General features: G+C 62.0%; 22 protein-coding genes. 7 read left to right on the top strand and 15 right to left on the bottom strand.

The features are described 5' to 3' along the window. Window positions 1-7: 7 nt before the first annotated feature. The gene (locus M2281_RS11365) at window positions 8-1,267 is read right to left on the bottom strand and encodes a M20 family metallopeptidase (RefSeq protein ID WP_280821282.1); all 1,260 of its coding nucleotides are present in this window, start codon (window positions 1,265-1,267) and stop codon (window positions 8-10) included. Further along, complete coding sequence (locus tag M2281_RS11360; protein WP_280821281.1) at window positions 1,267-2,481, bottom strand: ROK family transcriptional regulator; 1,215 nt, start codon at window positions 2,479-2,481, stop codon at window positions 1,267-1,269. Before M2281_RS11360 ends, M2281_RS11365 begins: the two co-directional genes overlap by 1 nt. Before the next feature lie 476 nt (window positions 2,482-2,957). Here M2281_RS11360 and hpaD point away from each other — a divergent pair, with 476 nt between their 5' ends. Next, window positions 2,958-3,809 carry a 3,4-dihydroxyphenylacetate 2,3-dioxygenase gene (gene hpaD / locus M2281_RS11355; RefSeq protein ID WP_280821280.1) on the top strand — a complete coding sequence of 284 codons (852 nt, stop codon included), beginning with the start codon at window positions 2,958-2,960 and terminating at the stop codon, window positions 3,807-3,809. A gap of 46 nt (window positions 3,810-3,855) precedes the next feature. Here the strand turns inward: hpaD and M2281_RS11350 are convergent, their stop codons facing one another. The 5 genes from M2281_RS11350 to M2281_RS11330 form a co-directional block, all read right to left on the bottom strand. Next, window positions 3,856-5,466: a GMC family oxidoreductase gene (locus tag M2281_RS11350; RefSeq protein ID WP_280821279.1), complete on the bottom strand. Its 1,611-nt coding sequence runs from the start codon at window positions 5,464-5,466 to the stop codon at window positions 3,856-3,858. Window positions 5,467-5,503: 37 nt separating this feature from the next. Further along, the gene (locus M2281_RS11345; protein ID WP_280821278.1) at window positions 5,504-6,541 is read right to left on the bottom strand and encodes an extracellular solute-binding protein; all 1,038 of its coding nucleotides are present in this window, start codon (window positions 6,539-6,541) and stop codon (window positions 5,504-5,506) included. A 103-nt stretch (window positions 6,542-6,644) separates the two neighbouring features. Beyond that, window positions 6,645-7,430 (bottom strand): ABC transporter permease, encoded by a 786-nt coding sequence (locus M2281_RS11340; protein ID WP_280821277.1) that lies wholly within the window; start codon window positions 7,428-7,430, stop codon window positions 6,645-6,647. Continuing rightward, the gene (locus M2281_RS11335) at window positions 7,427-8,326 is read right to left on the bottom strand and encodes an ABC transporter permease (RefSeq protein WP_280821276.1); all 900 of its coding nucleotides are present in this window, start codon (window positions 8,324-8,326) and stop codon (window positions 7,427-7,429) included. The genes M2281_RS11340 and M2281_RS11335 overlap by 4 nt, the downstream gene beginning before the upstream one ends. Beyond that, window positions 8,323-9,414, bottom strand: a complete 1,092-nt coding sequence (locus M2281_RS11330; protein ID WP_425537714.1) for an ABC transporter ATP-binding protein — start codon at window positions 9,412-9,414, stop codon at window positions 8,323-8,325. The genes M2281_RS11335 and M2281_RS11330 overlap by 4 nt, the downstream gene beginning before the upstream one ends. A gap of 286 nt (window positions 9,415-9,700) precedes the next feature. On the opposite strand from M2281_RS11330, the gene M2281_RS11325 reads away from it, so the two are divergent. The 5 genes from M2281_RS11325 to M2281_RS11305 all read left to right on the top strand — a co-directional run bounded on the left by M2281_RS11325 (window position 9,701) and on the right by M2281_RS11305 (window position 14,814). Then, on the top strand, window positions 9,701-10,972 hold the full coding sequence (locus M2281_RS11325; protein ID WP_280821275.1) for a flavin-containing monooxygenase: 1,272 nt from the start codon (window positions 9,701-9,703) through the stop codon (window positions 10,970-10,972). 228 nt (window positions 10,973-11,200) lie between these two features. Then, window positions 11,201-11,614 carry a RidA family protein gene (locus M2281_RS11320; RefSeq protein ID WP_280821837.1) on the top strand — a complete coding sequence of 138 codons (414 nt, stop codon included), beginning with the start codon at window positions 11,201-11,203 and terminating at the stop codon, window positions 11,612-11,614. A gap of 19 nt (window positions 11,615-11,633) precedes the next feature. After that, the gene (locus tag M2281_RS11315) at window positions 11,634-12,308 is read left to right on the top strand and encodes a DUF1028 domain-containing protein (protein WP_280821274.1); all 675 of its coding nucleotides are present in this window, start codon (window positions 11,634-11,636) and stop codon (window positions 12,306-12,308) included. A 26-nt stretch (window positions 12,309-12,334) separates the two neighbouring features. Beyond that, window positions 12,335-13,825 (top strand): aldehyde dehydrogenase, encoded by a 1,491-nt coding sequence (locus M2281_RS11310; RefSeq protein WP_280821273.1) that lies wholly within the window; start codon window positions 12,335-12,337, stop codon window positions 13,823-13,825. A gap of 53 nt (window positions 13,826-13,878) precedes the next feature. Then, on the top strand, window positions 13,879-14,814 hold the full coding sequence (locus M2281_RS11305) for a LysR family transcriptional regulator (protein ID WP_280821272.1): 936 nt from the start codon (window positions 13,879-13,881) through the stop codon (window positions 14,812-14,814). Window positions 14,815-14,820: 6 nt separating this feature from the next. Here M2281_RS11305 and argE read toward each other — a convergent pair whose 3' ends face one another. Continuing rightward, entirely contained in the window at window positions 14,821-15,990 is a 1,170-nt protein-coding gene (argE, locus tag M2281_RS11300) for an acetylornithine deacetylase (protein WP_280821271.1), read from the bottom strand. Between the two features lie 254 nt (window positions 15,991-16,244). On the opposite strand from argE, the gene M2281_RS11295 reads away from it, so the two are divergent. After that, on the top strand, window positions 16,245-18,314 hold the full coding sequence (locus tag M2281_RS11295; RefSeq protein ID WP_280821270.1) for an NAD(P)-binding protein: 2,070 nt from the start codon (window positions 16,245-16,247) through the stop codon (window positions 18,312-18,314). A 62-nt stretch (window positions 18,315-18,376) separates the two neighbouring features. Here M2281_RS11295 and M2281_RS11290 read toward each other — a convergent pair whose 3' ends face one another. The 7 genes from M2281_RS11290 to M2281_RS11260 all read right to left on the bottom strand — a co-directional run bounded on the left by M2281_RS11290 (window position 18,377) and on the right by M2281_RS11260 (window position 26,621). Then, window positions 18,377-19,045 carry an SDR family oxidoreductase gene (locus M2281_RS11290; protein ID WP_342394260.1) on the bottom strand — a complete coding sequence of 223 codons (669 nt, stop codon included), beginning with the start codon at window positions 19,043-19,045 and terminating at the stop codon, window positions 18,377-18,379. A 22-nt stretch (window positions 19,046-19,067) separates the two neighbouring features. Further along, window positions 19,068-20,477: a GH1 family beta-glucosidase gene (locus tag M2281_RS11285; protein ID WP_280821268.1), complete on the bottom strand. Its 1,410-nt coding sequence runs from the start codon at window positions 20,475-20,477 to the stop codon at window positions 19,068-19,070. Then, on the bottom strand, window positions 20,458-22,098 hold the full coding sequence (locus tag M2281_RS11280; protein WP_280821267.1) for an amino acid ABC transporter permease: 1,641 nt from the start codon (window positions 22,096-22,098) through the stop codon (window positions 20,458-20,460). The genes M2281_RS11285 and M2281_RS11280 overlap by 20 nt, the downstream gene beginning before the upstream one ends. A 66-nt stretch (window positions 22,099-22,164) precedes the next feature. Next, window positions 22,165-22,911, bottom strand: a complete 747-nt coding sequence (locus tag M2281_RS11275; protein WP_280821266.1) for a transporter substrate-binding domain-containing protein — start codon at window positions 22,909-22,911, stop codon at window positions 22,165-22,167. 28 nt (window positions 22,912-22,939) lie between these two features. Then, window positions 22,940-24,013 carry a LacI family DNA-binding transcriptional regulator gene (locus M2281_RS11270; RefSeq protein ID WP_280821265.1) on the bottom strand — a complete coding sequence of 358 codons (1,074 nt, stop codon included), beginning with the start codon at window positions 24,011-24,013 and terminating at the stop codon, window positions 22,940-22,942. Between the two features lie 208 nt (window positions 24,014-24,221). Then, window positions 24,222-25,658, bottom strand: a complete 1,437-nt coding sequence (locus M2281_RS11265) for an NAD-dependent succinate-semialdehyde dehydrogenase (protein WP_280821264.1) — start codon at window positions 25,656-25,658, stop codon at window positions 24,222-24,224. Window positions 25,659-25,829: 171 nt separating this feature from the next. Beyond that, complete coding sequence (locus M2281_RS11260) at window positions 25,830-26,621, bottom strand: SIS domain-containing protein (RefSeq protein ID WP_280821263.1); 792 nt, start codon at window positions 26,619-26,621, stop codon at window positions 25,830-25,832. Window positions 26,622-26,634 lie beyond the last annotated feature (13 nt).

The following is a 26,634-nucleotide window of genomic DNA, read 5'->3' as shown; positions in this document are numbered from 1 at the left end:
TGGCTGTTCACTCGATCACCCCGCAGTAGCGGGCCATGAAGGCGGCAAAGGCGATGACGCCGGCGAGATATTCCTCCACCTCGACGTGTTCGTCGTATGTGTGGCAGTTGCGGATGTCGCCGGGTGCACAATAGACAGCCGGAACGCCCAGTCGGTTCACGAAGAACGGCGATTCCGACCAGAATGGGGCGCCTTCGATCCGGCCGCGTCCTTCAAGCACATCTGACAGCACGCCCGACAGCATCGCGACCTCGGGCCTGGCCGGGTCGATTTCCGCGGCGGTACCCCCGAGCACATGGTCGCGCCCTGCAGGATAGGCGAACTCGACCTTGATCTCAGGATCGGTGATGGCCGAACGCACGGCAGCCTCGATTTCAGCTGCAGCGGTGTCGAGGTTCTCACCTGGGAGCAGCTTGCGGATCAGCGACAGGGTGCAGCGTTCCGGCACGGCGATATAGCCGCCGCCGGTAAGTCCGGTGATCAAAAGGAAGCCGCGGCCAACCAATTCATGCTCGGCCCGTGCGGCGACCTCGTCGGAGTGCGCCCAAAGCGCTGTCATCGCTGCATGACCAGCACGCAACGCATCCTTACCGAGTTCCGGTACGCCGAAATATGCCGATTTGCCGGTTATGCTGATGTCCGCGATGAAGAAGCCGATCTGAGCCGGATAAACGGCAAGCCGCGTCGGCTCGACATAAACGGTGAAGTCGGGACGCGCCACCTCCCCGCTTTCGATGCGAGCAACAAAATCCTTGACGCCTGCCGAGACGCCAGTTCCTGGCTGACCGCTTTCTTCGTCACCTACAAAAGCGAAGGATACGTCTCCGGCAAGTCGAATGCCTGCCTTGTCGAGCAGCGCCAGGGCTGCGAGCGAAGCCGAGATGCCTGCTTTGAGATCACCTGAGCCGCGTCCCCAAACAGCGTCATCGATGATCGGCGCGGCGAATGGGTCCTCGCGTTCGGTGCCGGCCCAGTGCTCGCGCCAGCCGTCGACATGCACCGTATCGGTGTGTCCGATGAAGAGCAGGCGCTTGCCGCCCCCCGCTCCCTTGCGTTCGCCCCAGATATTCGGTCGCCCCGGGAGAAAGTCTGCAGTACTCAGCGTTGAAACGCCAAGCGCTTCCATCCTGTCCTTGAGATAGGCAACAAAATTGGCCTCGTTGCCGGTGATGCTCTGCCGTCCAATGGCTCCACGAAAGAGTTCAAGCGCAGCATCCTGGTCGAGCGCGGCGCGCAGACGGGCAACAAGGGCGTTCGAGTTCGCCATCACACCGGCTCCTTGAGCGAGTGCATGTCCACCTTGGGCAAAGAGATCCGGCCGTCGGGTGCATCGACGCCGAAAAGCGCGTTGTGCAGTTGACCAAGGCCGATCGCCGCCGCCCCGATGATCGCCGCCCGCGACCCCAGTTCGCCCGTCTCGACATCGACAGGATAGGGGAAACACTGAGGCAAGAAGGTCTTGACCCGCGACAAGATCTCCGGCCGAAGGCCGATCGAGCCGCCAAGGATCACCTTTTCCGGGTTGGCGATCGCCGCGATCGCGCCGATGCCCCGGGCAAGGTGCCGGGCGGTGTCGTCCAGCACTGTCAGCGCCGCAGTGTCGTCATGCGCCGCACCCTCGAAGATGGCTGGCACATCAAGATGCTTGCCCGTGAGTGCGGTGTAGCGCTCCATGATGCCATGAGAGGCGACGGCACGCTCGAAGGCACCGGTTCGCAACGATTCAGCCTCAAACGGATCAGCACCAAGCGGCAGGAAGCCCATTTCACCGGCGGCGTTGATAGCGCCGCGGACAAGGTGACCGCCGACCATTAGACCGCTACCAACGCCAGTTCCGAGCGCAACATAGGCAAGGTTGTCGATGCCCTGCCCCTGCCCAAGCCAGTTCTCACCGAGAACGGCCAGATTCACGTCATTCTCGAGCATTGCATCGAATCCGAACGCCTTCTCGAAGGCACCGACCACATCCATGGTATCGAAATCGGTGATGTTGGGTGCGAGAAGTACGCGACCGGTGGCGCTGTCGGGCGCCCCTGGCACGCCGATAACGGCGAGCTTGATCTTTTCGCGGGAAATGCCCTGACGCGCGGCCGCCTGAAAGGCAAGAGCTGCAATCTGGTCAACGATAAAGTGGCCCCCACGCGGGTCTGTGGGAGCCGTATCTTCAGCAAAGATCTGGCAAGCGAGGTCTGTGATCGCGACCCGCACCTTCGTGCCGCCGAGATCAACTGCGACGATATACGCGGCATCATAGATGAGTTCGTAGGTCACCGCCGTCCGACCGACATGACCGCTGGTGCGGCCTGTTTCCTGGACCCACCCCTCCTGCTCCAGTACGCGGACAATCTCTGAAATCGTCTGCTTGGAAAGCCCCGTCTGCTTGGCAATGGATGCCCGCGATATGGGGCCACCCTGCACGATCGCTTCCATAACGGAGCGCTGCGAGAACTTCCGGGATATGCGCAAGCTGTCGCTCACCATGGCCTCTTTAATTCGTTCTGTCACCGAACTTATTAATGGCCATACTCACTGTCAATCGCGATTTCTGTCATCCACCGAGACGGAAATGAAACTCAGGAATTGATGCCGACCACACATCCATTCGATGGCTTTGTCGGATACACCAAGCGAGTTTTTCGATCTGCCTCGTGCGCCTGGAACGCAACCGCCAAAGCGCCCTCTCATCGTCATCCTTGACGTTACGATTAAGCTGCCCCCGAGAAGACTAGACAACATAGGTCGACCATCTTTCGGGCGATGTGGAGAAACAAGGTCGAGGATACGGAGATGCTAGAACTGGGCGGCTATTTTCGCGTCGCAGTCCATAGGCATCGCCCCATTTATAATTAACATATTCAGTAATTGATTTGGATCAAAGCACGCGGTGCAATCTTGCGGTGACGTGTTGGTAGCGCTGGAAACGTTCGCATTCCGGCAAAGCACGAAGGGGGAAAGCCATGGGCAAGCTGTCGCTGGCCGCGAAGATCACTCACGTACCGTCGATGTTCCTTTCCGAAATGCCCGGTCCGAACCACGGTTGCCGCGAGCAGGCAATCGACGGCCTGAAGGAAATCGGCCGCCGCTGCGACGCCCTCGGCGTTGACACCATTGTGGTCTTGGACACGCATTGGCTGGTGAATACCGCCTACCACGTGAACGCCCGCGAACGATACAAGGGCGTCTATACCAGCAATGAGTTCCCACACTTCATCCAGAACCTCGAATACGACTATTCCGGCGCGCCGGAACTGGGCGACGAAATCGCAAAGCTGGTTTCGGCAGATGGCATCCGAATGATGTCACACCACGTCGACACGTTGGAGTTGGAATACGGCACGTTGGTTCCGATGCGCTACATCAATGCCGATGGCCGCTTCCGGGTTCTTTCCATAGCCGCCTGGTGCCCTTGGCACGAGATGGACGAGAGCTTTCGCATCGGCCAGGCCGTGCGCAAAGTCATCGAGGCTAGCAACCAAAACGTCGCTCTTCTCGCGAGCGGCTCGCTCTCCCACCGCATTCATGACAACAACAACGCGCCCGCTGGTATTCACACCATCTCGGACGAATTTTACAAACAGGTGGATCTGCGCGTTCTCGACCTATGGCGCGAGGGGCGCAATGAGGAGTTCGTGAAGATGCTGCCGCTCTATTCGAAGCTTTGTCACGGCGAAGGCTTCATGCACGACACAGCCATGCTCTTCGGCGCGCTCGGTGGCGGGCAATATTCAGGAAGTGCCGAAATCCTGACGGACTACTTCACGTCGTCTGGCACAGGCCAGGTCAACGCGGTATTTCCCCTCGTGGCCTGACCGCCGGGAACTACCCAGCAAGATTCATCAAGGTCCAAGAGAGCCTTCACGCGGCCACGTTGCGCCTCAAAATCATATCTGACGCCATTTGGCCGATCATCATGGATGGCGCGTTGGTATTGCCGCCGATCAGTTTCGGCATGATCGAGGCGTCAGCGACGCGCAGCCCGTCGATGCCGCGCACTTTCAATGTCCGGGGATCGACCACGGCCATGTCGCCAGTGCCCATCTTGCAGGTGCCCACCGGGTGATAGACGGTCAGCGCCTCGGCGCGCAGATAAGCCAGGATCTCGTCGTCGGAACGCACATCTTTGCCGGGCAACATTTCCACTCCCCGCACCGCGTCAAAAGCCTGCGAAGCTAAGATGCTGCGCGCGATCTTGATGCCTTCGACGAGAACTTTCGCGTCGTGCTCGTCGGAGAAGAAGCGGTGGTCGATCAGCGCCTGGCGCTTGGACGCATCGCTCGAAAGCGTGATTTCGCCGACGCTTCTCGGTCGCAACACGCAGGTGTGAATTGCGTAGCCATGGCCGTACTCCACCAGCCTGCCGCGATGACTGCGGTAGCCCGGCACAAAATGGAATTGGATGTCGGGCACGCCCTCAGCGTATCTGGTGCGCGCGAAACCGCCCGCCTCGACATAGTTGGTGGTGAGCATCCCCTTGCGGCGCGCGACATACTGGAAGGGCGCGGCTAGCATGCGAGGCAGGTTGGAGACAGAGAGGCCGAGCGTGCGCGTGCTGGACGAACGGACGGTGATCATGCCGTCCACATGGTCCTGAAGGTTTTTGCCGACGCCTGGCAGATCGTGCACCGGTTCGATCCCGATCCGTTGCAGTTCCCCGGCGGGGCCAATACCGGATTCCAGCAGTATCTGCGGCGAGTTGATCGCGCCGGCCGAAAGCACTACCTCGCGGGAAGCGGTCAACACGCGCTCGGTACCCTGATGCCGAACGCGCACCCCGATGGCCCGCTTGCCCGAAACAACCACAGTGCGGGCTTCACATCCGCTCAGGACCGTCAGGTTCGGACGGCTCATGGCCGGACGCACGAAGGCGGTGAAGGCGCTGAAGCGCTGCCCCCGATCCTGCGTGACGTTGTAAACGCCGAGGCCGAACTGGCTTTCGGCATTGAAGTCGGTGTTTTCCGGGAGGCCCGCGTCCCTGCCGGCCGCCACGAACATATGGCACAAGGCGTTCGGGTCGCGTGGATTGTCGACCAGAAGCTCGCCTTCCGTGCCGTGGAAGCGCCGGTCCTGCGCCAGCAGGTTGCATTCCAGGCGTTTGAAAACCGGCAGGACATCGGCGTAGGACCAGCCCTGGCAGCCGAGTTCAGCCCATTCGTCATAATCGGCTGCGGCGCCTCGGATGTAGACCATCGAATTGATCGAGGTGGAGCCGCCGAGTGCCTTGCCGCGGTTGACCGGAATCCTCCGGTTGTTGAGGTACGGCTGCGGCACGCCGACATAGCAATAGTCGAAATTCGGGTTGCCATAGAGCGACAGGATGCCGGCCGGCACCTTCACGCGCAGGCTACGGTCGCTGCCGCCACCTTCGATCAGGCAGACCCGGATGGCCGGATCGGCGCTAAGGCGGTTTGCGAGCACGCAACCCGCCGAGCCTGAGCCGACGACGATGTAGTCATATGTTTCGGTCATGATCGATGCCGTCGTCTCAGGGTCACCGGAGTCCCACCTACTGGAGAAGCTGCGTCCAGACCTTGGTGACGAGTTCCTGTGCGGCGGGCGAGCAGGCCTGCCCCATCTTGACGGGTACGGTCGGGAACAGCTCCGGCGCGTTTTCCTTGTTGTAGAGTGCCTTGTCGTGATCGACCTGCACCGGCGAGGAATGGCCGTAGTAGTTGTACTGCTCGGTGGCGTTGTCCAACTGCGCCATGAAGTTGATGAACTTCTTGGCGTTCTCGATGTTTGCCGCACCCTTCGGAACAACATAGGAATCCAGCCAACCCACCAGCCCTTCCTTGGGCATGGCATATTCGACGTTTGCCTTGTCGTTGCGGCGCAGCCGCATGGTGTTGCCGTCCCACCAGAAGTGCATCGCCACTTCGCCGCTGCCGACGCGGTTCTCGATGTTGTCACTGGAATAAGCGGCCACGAACGGCTTCTGCGCCTGCAGCAGGTCGAGCACCCGCTTCATCTCTTTCGGGTCCTCGCTGCAATAGGGGATCCCGAGATAATTCTCGGCGGCTGGGATCACCTCGTCAGGCTGGGCCAGGCTGGCAATCTTACCCTTCAGTTCCTCGGACGGTTCGAAATAGATCTTCCAGCTATCCACGGGGCCTTTGTAGAGATCGCGGTTGACGGTGAAGCCGGCATTGCCGAAGGCGAGCGGCACCGAATAGTTGCCGGTTGGGTCCCACCACTGCTTCTGCCATTCGGGCAGGATCTGCTGGAAGGCGGACATCGATGAAGCGCCGATATCCTCGAGCAGACCGCTGTCGACCATGATCTTCACGAAGTGCTGCGAGGGCGTGACGATGTCATAGCCCGACGATCCCGCCTGGAGTTTGGTCAGCAGGTCCTCGTTGGAGGAGAAAGCGTCCACCGTGACCTTGATGCCGGTTTCCTTCTCGAACTTGGCTACCATATCGGGCGAGATGGAATCGGCCCAGGCATAGATCGAGAGCGTGCCTTCGGCCTGGGCAGAGACGGTGGCAAGAAGGCTCATGGCGCTAGCCGCGGCAAGCGCTGCGATGCGGGTGCGTACAGACATGTTTTTCCCTCTGAGGTGCTTTTGTAGAAGAACGATAGCAAACGGGCCGGGCTGATAAATTTGATTTGCCCGACGCGTTGGTTAGGAAAAACTTCGCTCTCTTCTACTGCCTGCGCTGAAGCAGGAAAGCCACGGTCGCCAGCGCCACCGATACGATCATGATCAGTGTCGAGATGGCGTTGAGCTGCGGCGACACGCCTTGCTTGATGAGCGAGAAGATGTAGACCGGCAACGTGGTCGCGCCGCCCGAGTTCAGCAGGCTGCTGGTGATGAAGTCATCCATGGAAATAACGAAGGCGAGCATCGCGCCAGCAAACACGCCGGGCAGGATAAGCGGCAGCGTGACCCGCCGGAAGGCAACCCAGCTCGACGCATAGAGATCGCGCGCCGCCTCCTCAAGGTCCGCGTCCATGCCCTGCAGGCGGGCGCGGATCGGCAGGAATGCAAAGGGAATGCAGAAGGTGGTGTGGGCGATGGTCAGTTTCAGGAGGCCGTTGGTGAGCCCCAGCTGCGAGAACAGGATCAGCACTGCCACCGCCACGACGATCTCCGGCAACAGCAGCGGCAGGTTGACGATCGTTTCGGACACGCGGGGGAAGCGCACGTTCTTGCCGCGCACCAGAACAAGGGCTGCCATCAGCGCGACGACCGTGGAAACCGCAGTGGCTATGGCGGCGACCAGCAGCGATGTCTTGACCGCATCCATCAGCGCGGTGTTCGAGAGTGCCGTCGTATACCAGTGAAGCGAGAAACCGCCCCAGTTCGCGACGATGCGGTTGGCGTTGAATGAATAGAAGATCACCACCGCGATGGGCAGATAAAGGTAGACGAAGAAGAGCAGGCTGAAGAGGCCAAAGCCCGGATAGCGTCTGACATTGCCGTCGCTCATGCGTCGCCCTCCCGCCCGTCCTTGCGCATTGCCTGAAGCCCCCGCCACATCAAGAAGATCAGCACCGCCGACATCAGCACGATCGAAATGGCTGCCCCAAGCGGCCAGTTGCGGGCCGCGCCGAACTGTAGCTGGATCAGATTGCCCATCATCATCGTCTTGCCGCCGCCCAGAAGCGTCGGCTCAAGCACCGCCCCGAGACTGGGCACGAAGACGAGGATCGCGCCGGCCACCATTCCAGGCTTGCAGAGCGGCAGTATCACGCGGCGCAGCGTGGTGAAGCGACTGCCGTATAGGTCGTGCGAGGCCTCGACCAACGCAGGATCGAGTTTCTCGATCGAGGCAAAGACCGGCAGGATCATCAACGGGATGTAGCTGTAGACCAAGCCTACCAGCATGGCAGTGTCGGTGAACAGCAGGCTGCCCATGTTGTCGACGAGACCCAACGCACGCAATGCCTTGGCGATGACGCCGTCGTTACCGAGGATGATGATCCAGGAATAGACGCGCACGATCATCGACACCCAGAAAGGCAAGGTGACGAGATAGATTAGCGCCATCTTCACCGAAGCTTTCTGCAGCGAGATGAAATAGGCGACCGGAAAGCTCAGCAGCGTACAGATGGCGGTCGTTACCAGTGACAGGACGACCGTGCGGGCCACCACGATCAGATATTGCGGATTGAACTCGAGTTCACCGGTCCAACCCTCGTTGAACAGGATTTGCTTGTAGGGAGCGGTGGTAAAGATGAAGTCGAAGCCGCCATAGGGCCCGCGCGTGGAGAACGACACCACGACAATGATGCCGACCGGGATGATGAGGGTCAGTAACATGATGAGCTGAGCCGGCAGCAGGCCCAGCACGTTCCAGCCCGGCGATTTCGGCCGCCGCGTCATGCGCCCAGCACCCTTGCGGACTCCGCCGCAAAGCTAACGGTGATCGGCCGTCCAACCTCCAGCATGCGGTCGCGGCTGACACTATTGCGTTTGGAAACGCGCAGCTGCGCACCGCCCGCGTCCACCAGGTAGTGGGTATATCCGCCGAGATAATTGGCGCTAACGATGGTGCCGGCGACGGAGACCTGCCCGTCCTGCGAAGGCAGGTTGATCTTTTCGGGGCGGATCGACATCACGGCCTTGCCGCCGGCGACGGCCCCCTTATGGAGCACGTTCAACGTCATTCCGAATGGGATCGACACTGTGGCGCGCTCGCCATCCACCGAGATCACCTGGGCATCGAGGAAATTGGTCTCGCCGATGAAGTCGGCGACAAAGCGGTTCGAGGGCTCCTCGTAGACGTCGGCCGGCGTCCCCAATTGCTGGATCTCGCCATCGCCCAGCACACAGATGCGGTCCGACATGTCGAGCGCTTCTTCCTGGTCGTGGGTGACGAAGACGAAGGTGATGCCGGTCTGGCGCTGCAAGGTGCGCAATTCATCACGCATGGCCTGCCTCAACTTCAGGTCGAGTGCTGAGAGCGGTTCGTCCAGCAGCAGCACCTCCGGCTCCGGCGCCAGCGCTCGGGCGAGCGCAATGCGCTGCCGCTGGCCACCTGACAGTTGCTGCGGCCTGCGCGCGGCGAACTTGTCCATGTGAACGAGGCGCAGCATGTCGGCCACGCGAGCCTCGCGCTTGTCCTTCGCCCAACCGAGGTTCTCCAGCCCGAAGGCGACGTTCTGCTCCAGCGTCATGTGCGGGAACAGCGCATAGCTTTGGAAGACGGTGTTGACGCGCCGCTTGTGGGGCGGCTGACCCTGTATGTTCGAGCCGCGCAACGAGATCTCTCCCGTGCTGGGCTGTTCGAAACCGGCGATCATCCTCAGCAGCGTGGTCTTGCCGCAGCCGGAAGGGCCAAGCAGCGTGAAGAACTCGTTCTCGTATATGTCGAAGGTGACGGGCTTCAGCGCCTGGTAGGTACCGAACGCCTTGGAGACGCCTTTGATCTCCACCGCCTTCTTCTGTTGGAGCGCGCGGTTCATATCCATGAAGATGATCTCGAATGGGAAGCGGCAAGCTTGCGTCCCGCGCTGCGGCGCGATGACTGCCGCAACTATATTTGGCGGTCGCGCGCAGGCGAAATTCGGAAATTGCTATCCCTTACATCGGAGATTCATTCCCCGCGCCTCAGCGATCCCTCCCCGGCATTTAGGGACAGGCTAACCACTGCAACATGAAATCGTAATTTTCGCGTTCAGGCCCCTCCAGTAAACCCTCGACCAGACCTCCGCCGCATCCGCAGAAATTCTCGGGGGCCCAAGAAGGGACACTGAAATGTCAGTTGAGAAAGTAGATACGCTTATTGTTGGTGGTGGCCAGGCGGGGGTGGCCATGAGCGAGCATCTGAGCAAGTGCGGCGTGCCTCATCTTGTCCTTGAACGGCACCGCATTGCCGAGCGCTGGCGCTCCGAAAGGTGGGACTCGCTAGTTGCCAACGGTCCTGCCTGGCATGACCGGTTTCCGGGCATGGAGTTTCCCGGTGCCGATCCCGATGCCTTTGTCGGCAAGGAAGAGGTCGCGGACTATTTCGTCGCCTATGCGGAAAGGATCGCCGCCCCGATCCGCTGTGGGGTGGAAGTGAAGGAAGTGCGAAAGAACGTGGGTCGGCCCGGCTTCCGTGTCGAAACCTCGCATGGTGTCATCGAGGCCGCCAACGTGGTCGCCGCCACCGGCCCCTTCCAGCACCCCATCTTTCCGAACCTCGTGCCTGAAGATGCTAGGCTTTTGCAGATCCATTCCAGCGCCTACCGCAATCCTGGGCAGTTGCCCGAGGGAGCGGTACTGGTGGTTGGCGCGGGGTCCTCGGGCGTACAGATCGCGGACGAGCTCGTTCGCGCGGGAAAACGCGTCTATCTCTCGGTCGGTCCGCACGACCGCCCTCCCCGCGGCTATCGCGGGCGTGATTTTTGCTGGTGGCTGGGGGTTCTTGGCAAGTGGGATGCCGAAACGCCCGGGCCTGGTACCGAGCATGTCACGATCGCGGTGAGCGGTGCACGTGGCGGGGAGACGATCGACTTCCGGCGTCTTGCCGCGCAGGGCATGAGGTTGGTCGGACGGACGGAAACCTACAATGATGGCGTCATGACCTTCGCGCGCGATCTCGGCCAGAACATTGCACGCGGGGATGCCAATCTGATGTCGCTGCTAGACGAAGCCGACGCCTATGTCGCCCGCAACGGCCTTGATCTTCCCGAAGAGCCCGACGCCCGCAAGCTCGATCCGGATCCCGAGTGCGTGTCCAATCCTGTTCTGGAATTGAATCTGGCGGAGGCCGGGATTACCTCGATCATCTGGGCGACGGGTTATACAGTCGATTACAGCTGGTTGAAGGTTGACGCCTTCGACGACAAGGGCAGGCCGAAGCACCAACGCGGCGTGTCGGTAGAGCCGGGGATCTATTTCCTGGGACTGCCATGGCAGTCCCGCAGGGGGTCCAGCTTCATCTGGGGTGTCTGGCACGACGCCAAGCATCTGGCAGATCGCATCTCAACGCAGCGCAAGTACCTGGCGTATCACGCTGCAAAGCGTGAGACCGAGCCCGCGTAAGCTTTCTGGTCCCATGGCGGTGAAGCCCGGCGCCCTCGGGCTCCCGTCCCCTGATTAGGAGCATCCTTAGCAGGGATGAGAAAGACTGTTCTTTAGAGCCTGTCCGCGCTGGGGATAATTGACCGAGAAATGCGGGCTGCGGTCGCAGGGGCTTTTGCGCGAAAGCCGTCGAGCCAAACGATGCGCGACGGATATCCTGACCTCGAGCCCGATCTGATGGAGACCAACGTGGCGCATAAACGAGTTCGCAAGTTCAACACCAAAGACACCTATCCCGAGCAGAAACTCGACAACGACCTTTGTCAGGCGGTGGTGGCGCGCGGCACAACGATTTTCCTGCGCGGCCAGTGCCCGCAGGACCTCGACACTGCCAAGAACATCAACAGCCACGACCCCGTCGAGCAGACCCACAAGGTCATGCAGAACATCAAGCAGCTCATCGAGGAGTGCGGCGGCACGATGGAGCACCTGGTGAAGGTGGTGGTCTACATCACCGACGTGCGCCACCGCGAAGCGGTCTATCGGACCATGGGAGAATACATCAAAGGCGTGCACCCGGTTTCGACCGGTCTGGTCGTGACGGCACTGGCCCGCCCCGACTGGCTGGTCGAGATCGACGGTACTGCCGTGATCCCGGACTGAGCCGAAGGACGGGCACGCCATGACCTTCTCCATCGTCGCGCGCTGCAGCCGCACCGGCATGTTCGGTGTGGCAGTGTCCTCGTCCTCACCGGCCGTGGCCGCGCGTTGCGCCTATGCGCAGGCAGGCGTCGGCGCGGTCGCCAGCCAGAACATCACCGATCCGACCCTTGGGCCGCGCGGACTGGAACTGATGGCGCGTGGCGCCTCCGCTGCGGAGGCCGTCGCCATCCTAAAGCGCACTGGCGCCTACAGCGAGTACAGGCAGGTTCTGGCGGTGGATTCCGCAGGCATCAGCGCCATTCATTCCGGGCCGAAGGCGCTGGGCTTTTGGGCCGAGGCACGGGCGCAAGACGTCGCCTGCGGCGGCAACCTGCTCGCCAATGACGGCGTGCCGCAAGCAATGGTGGACGCCTTCCTGACTTCGGAGGGTCATCTCGGTGACCGCATCATCGCCACTATGCGCGCTGCGCTGAAGGTGGGTGGCGAGGCTGGGCCGGTCCATTCCTCCGGCATGAAACTTGTGCGCGAGGTGAGTTGGCCGGTAGCGGACCTGCGCTGCGACTGGACCGACGCCTGCCCGATCGAAGAACTGGCGAAGCTTTGGGACATCTACAAGCCCCAGCTCGACGCATATGTGACCCGAGCCATCAACCCTTCCGAGGCGCCGAGCTACGGCGTGCCAGGCGACGAATAGACAGCCGACAGAAGCAGGAGGCCTCAATGAGCGAACTCAGCCACAAGGACTGGATCGGCAAAGCATCCGCCATCCGCTTCCGCGACAAGGCCTTCATCGACGGCAAGTTCGTCGGCGCGCGGTCCGGCCGCACCTTCGCAAGCGTCAATCCCGCCACCGGCGAAACGCTGGCGGAAGTCGCGTCCTGCGGCGAGGAAGATATCGACCTTGCCGTCGCGTCGGCACGGCGCGCCTTCCAATCCGGCGCTTGGTCGCGCGCCACGCCGGCACATCGCAAGGAGGTGCTGCTGCGCCTCGCGCAGCTGTTGCGCGAGAACCTGCACGAGCTGGCGCTGCTGGAATCGCTAGACATGGGCAAGCTGGTCAACGACGCCGCCACCGTCGATGTGCCGGGCTCGGCCAGCATTTTCCAGTGGTATGCCGAAGCTATCGACAAGGTCTATGACGAGGTGGCACCCACCGGCGCAGGTGACCTGGTCATGGTGCGGCGCGAGCCGCTCGGAGTGGTCGGCGCTGTGGTGCCGTGGAACTTCCCGCTCGACATGGCAACGTGGAAATGCGCGCCAGCCCTTGCGGCCGGAAATTCCGTCGTGCTGAAGCCGGCCGAGCAGTCGCCATTCTCGGCGCTGCGGCTCGCCGAACTGGCAATGGAGGCGGGCCTGCCCGCTGGCGTGCTCAATGTCGTGCCTGGCCTTGGCGAAACCGCCGGCCAGGCGCTCGGCCGCCACATGGATGTCGATTGCCTCGCCTTCACCGGCTCGACGGCGGTCGGCAAGCTGTTCCTTCAATATTCTGGCCAGTCCAACATGAAGCAGGTGTGGCTGGAAACCGGCGGCAAGAGCCCCAACCTCGTCTTTGCCGATTGCGGTGATCTCGACGCGGCTGCCGACATGGCGGCCTTCGGCATCTTCTTCAACCAAGGCGAGGTTTGCTCTGCCAATTCGCGCCTGCTTGTGCAGCGCAGCGTCAAGGATGCGTTGGTGGAGAAGCTCATCCAACGCGCCGCCGCCACCCAGCCGGGCGATCCGCTCGACCCGGCCTCCAAGATGGGCGCCATGGTGGATGCCCGGCACACCGCAAACGTCATGCGCTTCGTGGAGGCCGGCAAGAAGACGGCACGGCTCGTAGCCGGCGGTGAGCAGGTCACCGTCAACGGCCATGGCAGCTTCGTGCAACCGACGATCTTCGATGATGTCTCGCCGACCGACATCATCGCCCGCGACGAGATCTTCGGACCGGTCCTCTCGGTCATCGCTTTCGACGACGAGGAGGAGGCCATCCGCATCGCCAACGACAGCGTCTACGGCCTGGCCGCATCGCTGTGGACGGACAGCCTGTCGCGCGCGCACCGCATCGCCGAGCGGCTCCACGCCGGCACGGTCTCGGTAAACACGGTGGATGCGTTGAGCCCGATGACACCATTCGGCGGCTTCAAGCAATCAGGGTTCGGCCGCGACCTCTCGCTGCATGCGCTGGACAAATACACCGCGCTCAAAACCACGTGGATCAAGTACTGATCGGCGGCGACAGCGCCTTGATCGGGGCGTAGAAACCCGCAACATAGCCGCCCATGCCACTTCGTTTCACGCTCAGACAACTGGAATATTTCGTCGCCGTCGGCGAAGCCGGCTCGATTGCAAAGGCAGCGGAGCAGGTGAACGTCTCGCCGCCGTCGATCTCGGCCTCCATCGCCCAGCTCGAAGCGGAATTCGGCGTGCAGCTTTTCGTGCGCAAGCATTCGCACGGCCTGTCGCTGACCGCCGGCGGCCGCGTGTTTCTGAAGGAAGCCGCGCGCCTGCTTGCCGATGCCGACGCGCTGCATGACATTGCCGGCGACATCGCCGAGAAGGTTCGCGGCCCGCTGGCCGTCGGTTGCCTGCTGACCTTCGCCCAGATCATGTTGCCGGCGCTGCGCCGCAAGTTCGAGGATACCTATCCCGAGGTCCGCATGCGCCAGTTCGAGCGCAACCAGGGCCAGTTGCTGGAACTTCTCCAGCGCGGTGAGATCGACGTGGCGCTGACCTACGATCTTGAACTCTCGCAGGACATGGCCTTCGAACCGCTAATGCAGCTTCCGGCCTATGTCATGCTGCCGGCGGGACATGCGCTCGCCACAAGGTCGTCGATTTCCCCAGAGGAGTTGGTCGACCAGCCAATGGTGCTGCTCGACCTGCCGTTCAGCCGCGAATATTTCCTGTCGGCCTTCCAGCAGAAGGGGCTGCGCCCCAACATAGCCGAGCGCACGGGCGACATCGCGGTCATGCGCTCGATGGTGGCGAACGGCTTCGGCTATGGCATCGCCAACATGCGCCCCCTCAACACGCTCGCTCCGGACGGCAAGCCCCTGGTCTTCGTACCGATGGACGGCGAACTGAGGCCACTCACCATGGGTGTGGCAATGCCAAATGCCGAGCACCGCACCCAGACCGTGCAGGCCTTCATCACCCATTGCCGACGTTTCGTCGGCGAACAAGGCGTGTTCGGCACCGAACGCGTGGTGGAATAGGTGTAATCAGCCGGCCGGCTGCAAGCGTTCCGTCGCCAGCCGCCCCAGCAGCTTGTCAAGCATCGCATCGCAGCGACGCATCTGCTCGACGCTGACGAACTCGTCCGGCTTGTGCCCCTGTGCCATGGAGCCGGGACCGCACACAACAGTGGGCGTTTGGAGGTCGCGGCTGAACAATCCGCCCTCGGTTCCGTATGCCACCTTCATGGTGCCGTTTGCGCCGGTCAACGACTTCACGAAGGCGACCGCCTCGGAACTGGCGGGCGTGTCGAGACCGGGATAGGTGTTGGTCACTTCGATGTCGATGGCGGCCTCGGGCGCGATGGTGGCGGCCTCCGCGACGATGCGAGCCGCGCCGTGGCGCAGCCGGCCGAGGATGGCCTCGGGATCGTCGGCCGCTACATTGCGGATCTCGAAATCCACATGGCAGAGGTTGGGAACGATGTTGAGCGCAACGCCGCCATTCATCTTCCCCGCGTGAACGGTGGTGTAGGGAATGTCGTAGTCGCCGTCGCGTGCGCCCTCGCGAGCGAGGCGAGCCTGCTCGTGCCGGAGCGCGCCGACGAAATCGCAACCGAGATGCAGCGCGTTCAGTGCCAGCGGCGCCAGCGCCGAATGGCCTTCGCGGCCGCGGCAGACGGCCCGTGCGGCGACCTTGCCCTTGTGCCCGGTGGCGACTTGCATGGAAGTTGGTTCGCCGACGATGCACAGGAGCGGCCTCTTCGGGGCGGCGAACAGCATCTCCACGAGGCTGCGTACGCCCAGGCAACCAACCTCCTCGTCATAGGAGAGCGCCAGATGCAGCGGCGTCTTAAGGCGCATGTCGGCGGCTCTCAGGCAGGCGGTTACGGCCGAGGCCACGAAGCCCTTCATATCGGCGGCGCCGCGCCCAAAAAGCTTGCCGTCGCGGTCGGTCATCTCGAAGGGCGGCACGGTCCAAGCCTGGCCGTCGACCGGCACCACATCTGTGTGGCCAGACAGCATGACACCGGGCTGGCTGGTGGGACCAATGGTGGCGAAAAGATTGGCCTTGTGGCCGTCCGGGCTGTGGATGAGCTGGCTGGAAATGCCCTTCGCTTCCAGCAACTCCGCCACATAGCCGATGAGATCGAGATTGGAATCCCGGCTGACGGTCGGAAATGCGATCAGCTTTTCGAGAATGCGAATGCTGTCCATGACAATGGCTGCCTGTTGGTTTCCCAGGCTCTAGCACCAATGCAAGGCCGGCTTGAAGACGCATTTGTTTCAGCCCTGCTTCGGCTGGACCGAAGCCCCTGCCGATCACCCGATTAGGCGGTTCCTAAGCGATGCAGAAGAAAACTCTAGTTTTCCGAAGCCGCCGTCCTCTTATGAGTACCGCAAGGAGTATTGCCTAGAGGCGATGCGGCCCGCCGGCGTGTCAACCGCCGGCCCGCAGCAAGGGGAGTTCGATGCGCGATCCACGCTACGATGTTCTGTTCGAACCGATGAAGATCGGTCCAGTCACGGCCAAGAACCGCTTCTACCAGGTTCCGCATTGCAATGGCGGCGGCTATCGCGATCCGTCGGCAGCTGCAGAGATGCGACGCATGAAGTCGGAAGGCGGCTGGGGGGTCATCTTCACCGAACAGACCGAGATGCACCACACCTCGGAGATCACGCCCTTCATCGAGTTGCGCCTGTGGGAAGATCAGGACATCCCCGCGCTTGCGAAGATGGCCGGTGCCATGCGCTCGCACGGCGCGCTGGCGGGGATCCAGCTCGCCTATTCGGGCATCAACGGACCCAACCTTTACACGCGCGAAGTACCGCGCGGACCGACGGCGCTGCCGATCCGCACCTTCACCAACGACCCGGTGCAGGCGCGCGCCATGGATAAGCAGGACATACGCGATCTGCGCCGCTGGCACCGCAACGCGTTCAAGCGCGCCAAGCTGGCGGGCTTCGACCTGGTCTGCCTCTACGGGGCGCATGGCTTCGGCATCATCCAGCATTTCCTGTCCACCGCCACCAATCAGCGCACCGACGAATATGGCGGCTCGCTGGAGAACCGCTCGCGTCTGATGCGCGAACTGATTGAGGAAGGGCGCGACGCCATCGGCGACACTTGCGGGCTGACGCTGCGCATCTCGCTTGACGAGATGATCGGCGAGTTGGGCTTCGCCAATTCCGAAGTGCGCGACATGATCGAGATGCATGCCGATCTGCCGGACCTGTGGGATCTCGCCCACGGCGCCTGGGAGGACTGTTCCGGCCCCTCGCGCTTCAAGGACGAGGCGGCGCAGGAAAGCCTCGTCGCCGGCATCAGGAAGCTCACCTCCAAGCCGGTGGTCGGCGTAGGCCGCTTCACCTCTCCCGACGTGATGGTGAGGATGATCAAGTCGGGCACGCTCGATTTCATCGGCTGCGCCCGCCCCTCCATCGCCGACCCCTTCCTGCCCAAGAAGGTCGAAGAAGGCCGCATCGAGGACATCCGCGAGTGCATCGGCTGCAACATCTGCATTACCGGCGACATGACCATGTCGATCTCGCGCTGCACCCAGAACCCGACCTTCATGGAGGAATGGCGCAAGGGCTGGCACCCGGAGCGGATGCAGCCGAAGGGCGAGAGCGAGAGCGTGCTGATCGTCGGCGCAGGCCCTGCCGGCCTGGAGGCTGCACGCGCGCTGGGACTTCGCGGTTACCAGGTAGCGTTGGCGGAAGCCGGCACCGAGCTTGGCGGGCGCGTAGCGCGCGAATGCCGTCTTCCGGGCCTTTCGGCCTGGGGGCGCGTGCGCGACTACCGCCAATACCAGCTTGGCCAGATGCCGAACGTCGAGATCTATTTCGATAGCCGGCTTTCGGCCGACGATATCCTGGCCTTCGGCTTCCAGAATGTGGCGATCACCACGGGCTCGACCTGGCGTCGCGACGGCGTCGCGCGCGCGCATGTCGTGCCGATGCCGATGGACGCCGCGACGCCCGTCTACACGCCTGACGACCTGATGGACGGCAACGTTCCAGTCGGCAACGTCGTGCTATTCGACGACGACCACTACTATATGGGTGGTGTGCTGGCCGAACTGATGGCGAGGCAAGGCGCAAAGGTCACTCTGGTGACGCCCTCGGCTTATGTGTCGGACTGGACCCGCAACACGCTGGAACAAGGCGCCATCCACCGCCGGCTGGCCGAACTCGGCGTCGAGATCGTGCTGAACCGCGCTGTCACGCGCATCGCGGCAGGCGGCGTTGCCACCGCTTGTGTCTATACCGGCGCCGAGCGCGACATCGCCGCTGACGCCGTGGTGCTGGTGGCCTCGCGGCAGCAGAACGACAGCATCTGGCAGGACCTCAAGGCGCGCCGTGACGAATGGGCTGACAATGGCATCCGTTCGATCAAGGTGATCGGCGATGCCGAAGCCCCAGGCCCCATCGCCTGGGCGACCTATGCCGGCCACCGCTTCGCCCGCGAGCTCGACGAGCCCGATATCGGCGACACCTTGCCGTTCCGGCGCGAGGTGACGGCGCTCGCGGCCGAATAGGGTTTCAGGGGGCTGCCGGCAGAACGTATCCCGCGCAGGCCCCCCATACCCTGCCAAAGTCCTTACCATCCGACCCGGCGACCATCGAACGCACGGAACGAGCCGTTGCATTCCGGTTTTGCAGCCGCGATGATCGCCCGCAAAGCGCAGGCACTGTCAGCGACCGGCAGCACGGCCTCTTCGCCGCCCATGTCGGTCCTTACCCAGCCCGGGTGGAGCGACAGCACCGTGATGCCGTCCGCTTCCAAGTCGTGGGCAAGCTGGACCGTAGCCATGTTCAGCGCGGCCTTGGAGCAGCGGTAAGCGTAGTCATCATCGTCGTCGTCCAGCAGCCCCTCCGCCATCGAGCCGGCACGGCTTCCGATGTTGGCGACCACTCGGGTACGACCTAGGCGAAGATTGGCGCGCACTGCCCGGATCATGAGCACAGGACCAAGGGTGTTAGTCGCCATCACTTCGAGGAATTCGTCGGGTTCGAAATGATCTAGCCCGGCAATACTGCTTCGGACGCCGGCATTGTTGATGAGAATGTCCAGAGGCCGGCCGGCAAGCCGAGCCGCCAAGTTGGAGATCGAGGCCGGGTCGGCGACGTCGAGCGGCTGAAATTCCGTACCGTCCTCATAGCCATCCGCCGGTGGCGTTCGACTGCAGGCGATCACATGCCAGCCCTGCTGCGCGTATTGTCTCGCCAACTCGCGGCCAAGGCCGCGACCCGCGCCAGTGATCAGCACTGTCCCGGCGCCCCTCCCGTCACTAGCCACGCGCGGCGCTTCCCGAAGTCGCCATGTTCTCCTGGCGGGCAATCAAGGCGTATACCTCTCCCGAATATTTGATTGTGCGCCGCTGGGTGTTGAAGTCGACATGGGTAATGCCGAACGGCGTTGTGTAGCCGTAGGCCCACTCGAAATTGTCCATTAGCGTCCAGGCAAAGTAGCCGCGCACCGGCACACCTTCGGCCGCTGCTTTCGCGACCTGCTCAAGATGGTCGACGTAGTAGGCCGCGCGGAGCTCGTCCCAGACATGGCCATCGGCGCTGACTTGTTCCGGCTGCGTGGCGACGCCGTTCTCGGAGATATGGATCTCCTTCGGCGCGTAGCGGTCATTCACATAGCGCAATATGTCGTACATGCAGCGTGGCCAGATTTCATAGCCGACGGCAGAGTAGCTCCCCGCTGGCTGTATCCGGCGGTAGTTGAGAGGCGAAAGTTCGTCGCCTGCCGCGATCACGGAACGGCGGTAGATATTGACTCCGAGATAGTCGATCGGGGCTGCGATCAACTCGTTGTCTTCGGCGTGGATCGCCGGCAACAGGTCGCCATAGAGTTCCAGCATATCCTGCGGATAGGCGCCCTTGAAGACGGCATCGAGGTACCATCGGTTCTGCGCGCCGTCGAAGCGCTGCGCAGCGGCAACGTCCTGCGGGTCACCACTGGCCGGCTCAGCCACGTTGAGGTCGAGGACGATACCGACGGAAGCGTCGGTCACCTCGGCGCGGATGGCTGGCACCGCCTTGCCGTGACCAAGCAATGCGTGGTGGCTGGCTACGACGCCACCCCTCGCGCCGTCGCAGAAGCCCGGCGCATCCTCGCCCGAGGCGTGGCCCGACCAGCAAAAGGTCCAGGGCTCGTTGAGCGTCGTCCATCTTTTGACGCGATCGCCGAAGCTGCGAGCAGCCCGAGCAGCATAGTCGGCGAGCGCATCCGCCGTGTCACGGTTATACCAACCGCCGGCATCCTGCAGTGTCTGCGGGAGGTCCCAGTGATAGAGCGTGGCATAGGGCTCAATGCCTGCCTCCAGCAGATCATCGATCAGCCGGTCATAGAAGGCGATACCTTTGGCGTTGGCAGCACCGCGGCCTGTCGGCAAAAGTCGCGTCCAGGCGAAGGAGAAGCGGTAGGCGCCGAGCCCGAGCGCCTTGAGCACTGAGATATCATCCTTCCAGCGATGATAGCTGTCGCAGGCAATGTCGCCGCTTGAGCTGTCAACGATAACGCCCGACCGCTTGCAGAAGCGGTCCCAGATACTCTCGCCTTTGCCATCAGCGTCCGGCGCGCCTTCGATCTGGTAGGCCGCAGTCGCAGCACCAAACACGAAGCTGTGCGGAAAGACGAGCGAGGCAGCGCGTGCTTCGAGGATCAGTCTGCTATCTATGTTTGAAGTCATATTTTCTCTCGAAGCTATTGACGAGGCTGGCTGCGGCCAGCGTGAGCAGGATGTAGAAGATGGCAGCGGAGTTGTAGGGCGCAAAAGGCAGGAAGCTTGCCGATTGAAACTCCCGCATTCGCTGGGTGACATCGCGGATCGACAGAATTGACAGGAGCGATGTGTCCTTGAGGATGGCGATCAGTTCATTGCCGAGCGGCGGAATGATGATGCGGAAGGCCTGCGGCAGCACGACGAAGCGGGCCGTCTTCCAACCGTTCAGGCCAAGGCTGCGCGCCGCTTCGATCTGTCCGCGCGGAATGACGTTGATGCCGGAGCGGAAAATTTCGGCCAGATATGCGGAATAGGCGAGTGCCATAGCGGCGATCCCGCGCGCCAGGTTCGGCGGATCGAAAATGCCTTGGGTGGCATCCTTCATCGCGCCGGCAAGCGGCAGGCCGACATATAGCACGATGACCAGCATTGGAATGCCACGGATCGTGTCGATGATGAACTCCGAGCCGATGGAAAGCGGGTGCCTGTGATGGATATGGCCGCCGAAGGTCAGCAGACCGAGCACGATAGCCAGTACCGCCAGCGTGATACCGGCCGCCTTGTCGCGGTCGTTGAGGGCCTCGGTGCGCCATTGCACAGGCAAGTCAGCCGGCACTGCCGTCGCTGGCAGAAGTGCCGCACTGACGTCGGCCTTCGTTACCAGCGCCTGGATCGCCTCGGCTGGTCCCTTGAAGGTGCGGAGGGGCAACTCGTCTTCTGGAGCACCGGGAAACTGGCCGAAGCGTACCGCTCCGATCATGCCTGACGGCGTGCCAGAGACCACCGCAACCTTGCCAGTGAAGGCCCCCACCAACGTGTAGCCTTCGCGCGGTTGGAACAGGAACCATGCCGCTGCGCAGGCCAGCAGCGCGGTCAGCACGACAAAAGCGAGCTCGGCTCGGACACTGTACTGGAGCTTGAGCAGCCCGACCCAGATGAGGCCCAACAGCGCCGCCAGAATATAGGCCGCTACCGCTGCGCGGATGGTCGTGGCCACCCCTGCAGCGAAGACCATTGGGGCGATGAAGAGAATGATGACGAGGCCTAGGCCGTTGATCACGCTCAACGTCATCCGGCTGGTGTAACGGGCCTTGCCATGAAGACCGCCCAAGAAGAACAGTGCGAGCGCAATGATCGTCAGCGCCAGATACGTCCACACAAACGCTGAAGTGTAGCCATGCACCAAGGCCTCGGCATCGCCCGTCAATTGCCGCGGCGTCACCCCCTGGACGATCAGCTTTGAGGTGAAGGGATCGACTGCATTTGCAACGATCGACGATGCATAAGGCTGGACCAGATCGGTCGTTGCAACAAGCACCGCAGCGACCAGGTTGAGCACCACGCAGGCAGTCGCCAGACGCCGCCGACGTGATGAAGCGCGCGAGAACAGCACCGTTCCAAGACCTGTGGCGAAGGCAACAGCCAGCACCAGGAAACCGAGGAAAGCGGCCGAGGATCCGTGCTCCACGCCGAGGATTGCACGCAGCGAGAGCCTGTAGTCAGCTGAAAAGGCAAAGAGATAGACAATAAACGGCAAGGCGGCGGCAATGATGAGATTGCTGGGCCGCAGGCGCATCAGGAACTGCATGGGTTTCCGCTTCTCCCTTGAACAGTCCCGGCGCTGCGGTGCGCCGGGACCATCGACCAGCCTGGCTTACTTGACACTCCAGTACTTGTTGATGAGGGTATCGAGCGTGCCGTCTGCCTTGATCGCCTTGAGGCCTTCGTCGAAGGCGGCGACATTCTCGTCGCCCGTGCGAAAGACGAGACCGAGCGGATCGGACTGCAGGTCACGGATCGGCACTACCAGCTCGCCGGCGAACTCCTTCTCATAGGAGGCGGCGTTCGCGCCGTTGATGACAACGCCGTCGACGTCTTTGTTCTTGAGCGCGATGACGGAAGCGCTGAAGCTGTCATAGGCGACGACATTGTCCTTGCCGACGATGCTTTCGGCGACGTTCGCGTCAGTGGTGTTGGCTTGCGCAGAGAGCTTTTTCCCCTTGGACTTGAAGTCGTCGAGGGCCAGTCCCTCATCCTCGACACGCGTCAGGATGGCTTGGCTATTGATGATGTAAGGCTCGGAGAAATCCATCGCCTTCTTGCGCTCGTCTGTGATCGAGACACCGGAGGCGACGAGATCGAAATTGCCTTGGTTCAGTGCGGCGAAAATTCCGTCCCACCCCGTGGTGACAAACTCGGCCTTGCAATTGATCTTTGCGCAGATGGCGTTGACCACATCGATGTCAAAACCGACGATTTGGCCGGTCGCCGTATCCACGCTCTCCATAGGTGGCGATGTTGTGTCGGACCCCACCTTCAGCAGTTTCCCGCCAAGGTCGGCAGCGTGTGCGGTACTCGCCGCAAGCAGCGCCAGCGCTATGCTGACTATGATCTTCTTCATGCTCTTTCCTCCCTTTCTAGATCAGTGGCTAATCAGGACCGACGAGGCGACCGCCGAGATTGTCCGGCTGTCGTCCGATCAACTCCGGACGGAAAATTTCGACAAGCTGTGTGGGTTGTTCTCCCGCCATGCGCCGGAGCAGGAACTCGCCCAATCTGCGGCCGAGCGCCTCGATGGGCTGGTAGAAGGTGGTGACAGGCGGGCTAAAATAAGCGCTGACATTGATGTCATCATAGGCAATAACGTCCATGTCCGCGCCGACGGCGAGGCCAAGATTGACCAGCGCGGACATTGCGCCCAGCGTCGTGGATTCGTTCACACATACAAGTGCAGTCGGCGGAGACGGCTGGTTGACAAGAGCCAGCGTGCTTTCGCGGCCGAAACGCGTTGACAGGTCACCACCCGTAATCAGATCGAGCGACGGGGTGAACCCGGCTTCGCGGAATGCACGTGAGAAGCCGTCGATCCTGTCCAACGCATAGGAAAAGCGTGGATCGGCATTGATCAGCGCGATGCGCCGATGACCACCCGCTATGAGCCGCGCTGTGGCTGCATATGCCGCCCACTCGTTATCGATATCAACATGAGCGTAGACGAAGGGCTTACGACAGCGGCCGAGCGAGACGAAAGGAAAATCCGCCTCCACCAGCATCCTGATGCGAGCATCATCGGCCAGAACGCCGGAAAAAATCAGCCCATCGGCAAGCCTTTGGTCGATGATGCGGCGGGCGATGGCACAGGCGTCATCGAAATTGCGGTAGCCATGAACCGCAAGCTGGTAGTCGCTGCCTTCCAGTGCCTGGCTGATGCCGCTTAGGATCTGAGTATACTCGACGCCGTCCCATTCGTAGCCGGCAGCAGAGGTGATAGGCATCAGCACTGCCGCCTGGTAGGTCTTACCAGTTCGCAGCGCCATGCCCCGGGCATTCGCTTGATAACCGAGCTCCCGTGCGGCGGCGAAGATCGCCTCTCGGGTCGACGGGGTAACGACCGGTGAGCCGCGTAGTGCCTTCGAGATAGTGCCTATCGAATAGCCGGTATACGCCGCCAACGTCTTAATCGTTGGGGCAAGCCGGCCACCAGTGGAATTCTCTTCGGCCATTGCAGCCCTTTCTCCTCCACAACTAGCAATGTGCCTGCGAATAAAAACGTTTTCAACAAAAATAAAAACGTTTTTATTGTGCAGTGCGAGAAGAGCTTCAAATCATCTATCTCAACGCACAAAGCCCGCCCCGGAGACCGAGGCGGGCTAGTGAGAAGTCGTCGGGACACACTTGCGGGCGGAGAGCCCGCGCTATCACCTTCAAGCCTTAGCCATAGCGCATCTGGTGCGATACGTTCTTGACCACCGTGTAATGCGACAGGCCTTCAGTGCCGCCTTCGCGCCCATAGCCGCTTTCCTTCACGCCGCCGAAGGGCGTTTCGGGAACCGAGGCTTCCAGCGTGTTGATTGAAAGATTGCCGGCTTCGACACGCTGAACGAGTTGGTCGACGTTGAAGGCTGAGTCGGTGAAGGCATAAGCGGCCAGGCCGAAGGGCAGCGAGTTTGCCTTCTCGATCGCCTCGTCAAGCGACGAGACCGGATTGATGAGCGCGAGCGGACCGAACGGTTCCTCGCGCATTGCGCGGGCCTCGTCGGGTACGTCGGCCAGAACCGTAACGGGATAGAAGTAGCCCCGATTTTGGATGCGCTCGCCGCCGGCAAGCACGCGCGCGCCCTTCTCCCGCGCATCAGCGACGAGCGTTTCAAGTGCTTCTATGCGGCGATGATTGGCCAACGGCCCCATCTCCGTGGCTGGGTCGAAGCCATTGCCGACGGTAACGGCCTTGGCCCTTTCGACGAAGGCATCCGTGAAGGGCTTGTAGATGGACTCATGGACAAAGAAGCGTGTTGGCGAGGTGCAGACCTGCCCAGCATTGCGCGCCTTGCGCACGGCCGAAAGCTTGCCGGAGACAACCGGGTCGGCATCGTCGCAGACAATCACCGGCGCGTGCCCGCCGAGTTCCATCAACACAGGCTTCATGTGCCGCGCGGCGATTTCCGTGAGATGTTTGCCCACGGCGGTCGAGCCCGTGAAGGCGACCAGCCGCGTCTGCTGATGCGGAATGAGATATTCTGAAATCTCCGAAGGGATGCCGAAGACGAGATTCATGACGCCCGCCGGCAAACCGGCATCATGAAGCGCGCGGGCAATGTGCATGGCGCCTGCCGGGGTCTCCTCGGCCGCCTTCAGGATGATCGAGCAGCCGGCGGCCAGGGCGCCGGCAACTTTGCGGCATGGCTGGCTCAGCGGGAAGTTCCAGGGGGAGAAGGCCGCAACCGTCCCGATCGGCTGATGAACGACGACATAGCGGATGCCCGGCTTGCTCGGGATCACGCGGCCATAGGTGCGCAGGCCCTCGCCTGCGTCCCACTCGAAGAATTCGCAACCGCGTATGACTTCCAGGCGAGCCTGCTCGAACGGCTTACCGTGCTCGAGCGTGATTGCGCGGGCGATCTCGTCCTGCCGCTCCCGCATGATGGCAGCGGCGCGCATTATGATCGCCGCCCGTTCGGCCGGCGAGGTGGCGCTCCATACCTTGAACCCCCGTTCGGCAGCCGCCAGCGCGTCGTCCAGGTCGGCACGCGTGGCAATCGGCGTGTGGCCGACAACAGTCTCATCAGCTGGGTTGATGACCGGCAGGCTTTCGGCCGTCTTCCTCCATGCTCCGCCGATGTAGAGCTGAATATCCGGGTATTGCGTCATCTGTCCCTCGCTGGCGTGGTCCGGGGCGGCGACATCACCCCCGGCGTGAGCGACAGACAACACTAGCCTTATCTATAAGGCAATTTCACATAATTATATAAATTAAGCTGATTTTCCTATGAATTGGAGTGAAACGGGCCGGCGCCACACCTGCAGCACCGGCCCAGATCGTCACTCGCCGCGCATGGCCGCCTGAAACGCCGGAAGGTGCTTCTTCTGCGCTTCGAGCATACGTTCGCGGTAGGCGCCGTAGATCATGTCGGTGTCGTGCAGCGTCACGCCGGCAATGGTCGGCGAAGCGAAGACCGGAAGCTCAACGCCACGCTTTGACAGGGCGTCCGCGGTCCGGGCGATCAGCTCATGCGCCATGATCATGGCCAGGACCGTCGAAGAGCCCGAAACCGGACGGCTCCAGCCCTCGATGGGTACGATCGCGTCCTCGATCGGCGAGCATGTGTCGATGACCAGATCGGCCGCATCGGCGAGCCGCATGCCCGAAGAATGCGTGGCCGGCTTGTCGAGATTGTTCGTACTGGTCACCGCGACCACGAAGAGCCCACGCTTCTTGGCGTAAAGAGCCGTGTCGATGCCCGAGGCGTTGCGGCCGCTGTGACCGAAGATGATGATCGAGTCGCCCTCGTTGAGCGGCTGGTGGTCGAGGAATTTATCCGCGTATTTCTCGGTACGCTCCAGCCACAGCAACTCACGCACGCCGCCGGCACCGAGCACATTGTGCCACATGACCCGCGGATCGGTCAGCGGGTTGAAGCCGACATAGGAGCCATAGCGAGGGAACACTTCCTGGCATGGCAGGACCGAATGCCCGGAGCCGAAGAGATGGATCAGGCCGCCATTCTGCAGCGTATCGGCAAAGCGGCTGGCCACCTGCTCGAAGGCTTCTGCATTGGCTTTCGATGCCTTCTCGATGAGGGCAACGAGGCGAGGTATGTAGAAATCGGACACGGCAAATGCTCCT

The sequence above is a fragment of the Pseudaminobacter soli (ex Li et al. 2025) genome (assembly GCF_029892515.1).
In the GTDB taxonomy this organism is placed as follows: Bacteria; Pseudomonadota; Alphaproteobacteria; order Rhizobiales; family Rhizobiaceae; genus Pseudaminobacter; species Pseudaminobacter soli_A.
The sequence above is the reverse complement of the archived record's forward strand: the minus strand, read 5'-3'. Positions and strand labels throughout refer to the sequence as shown.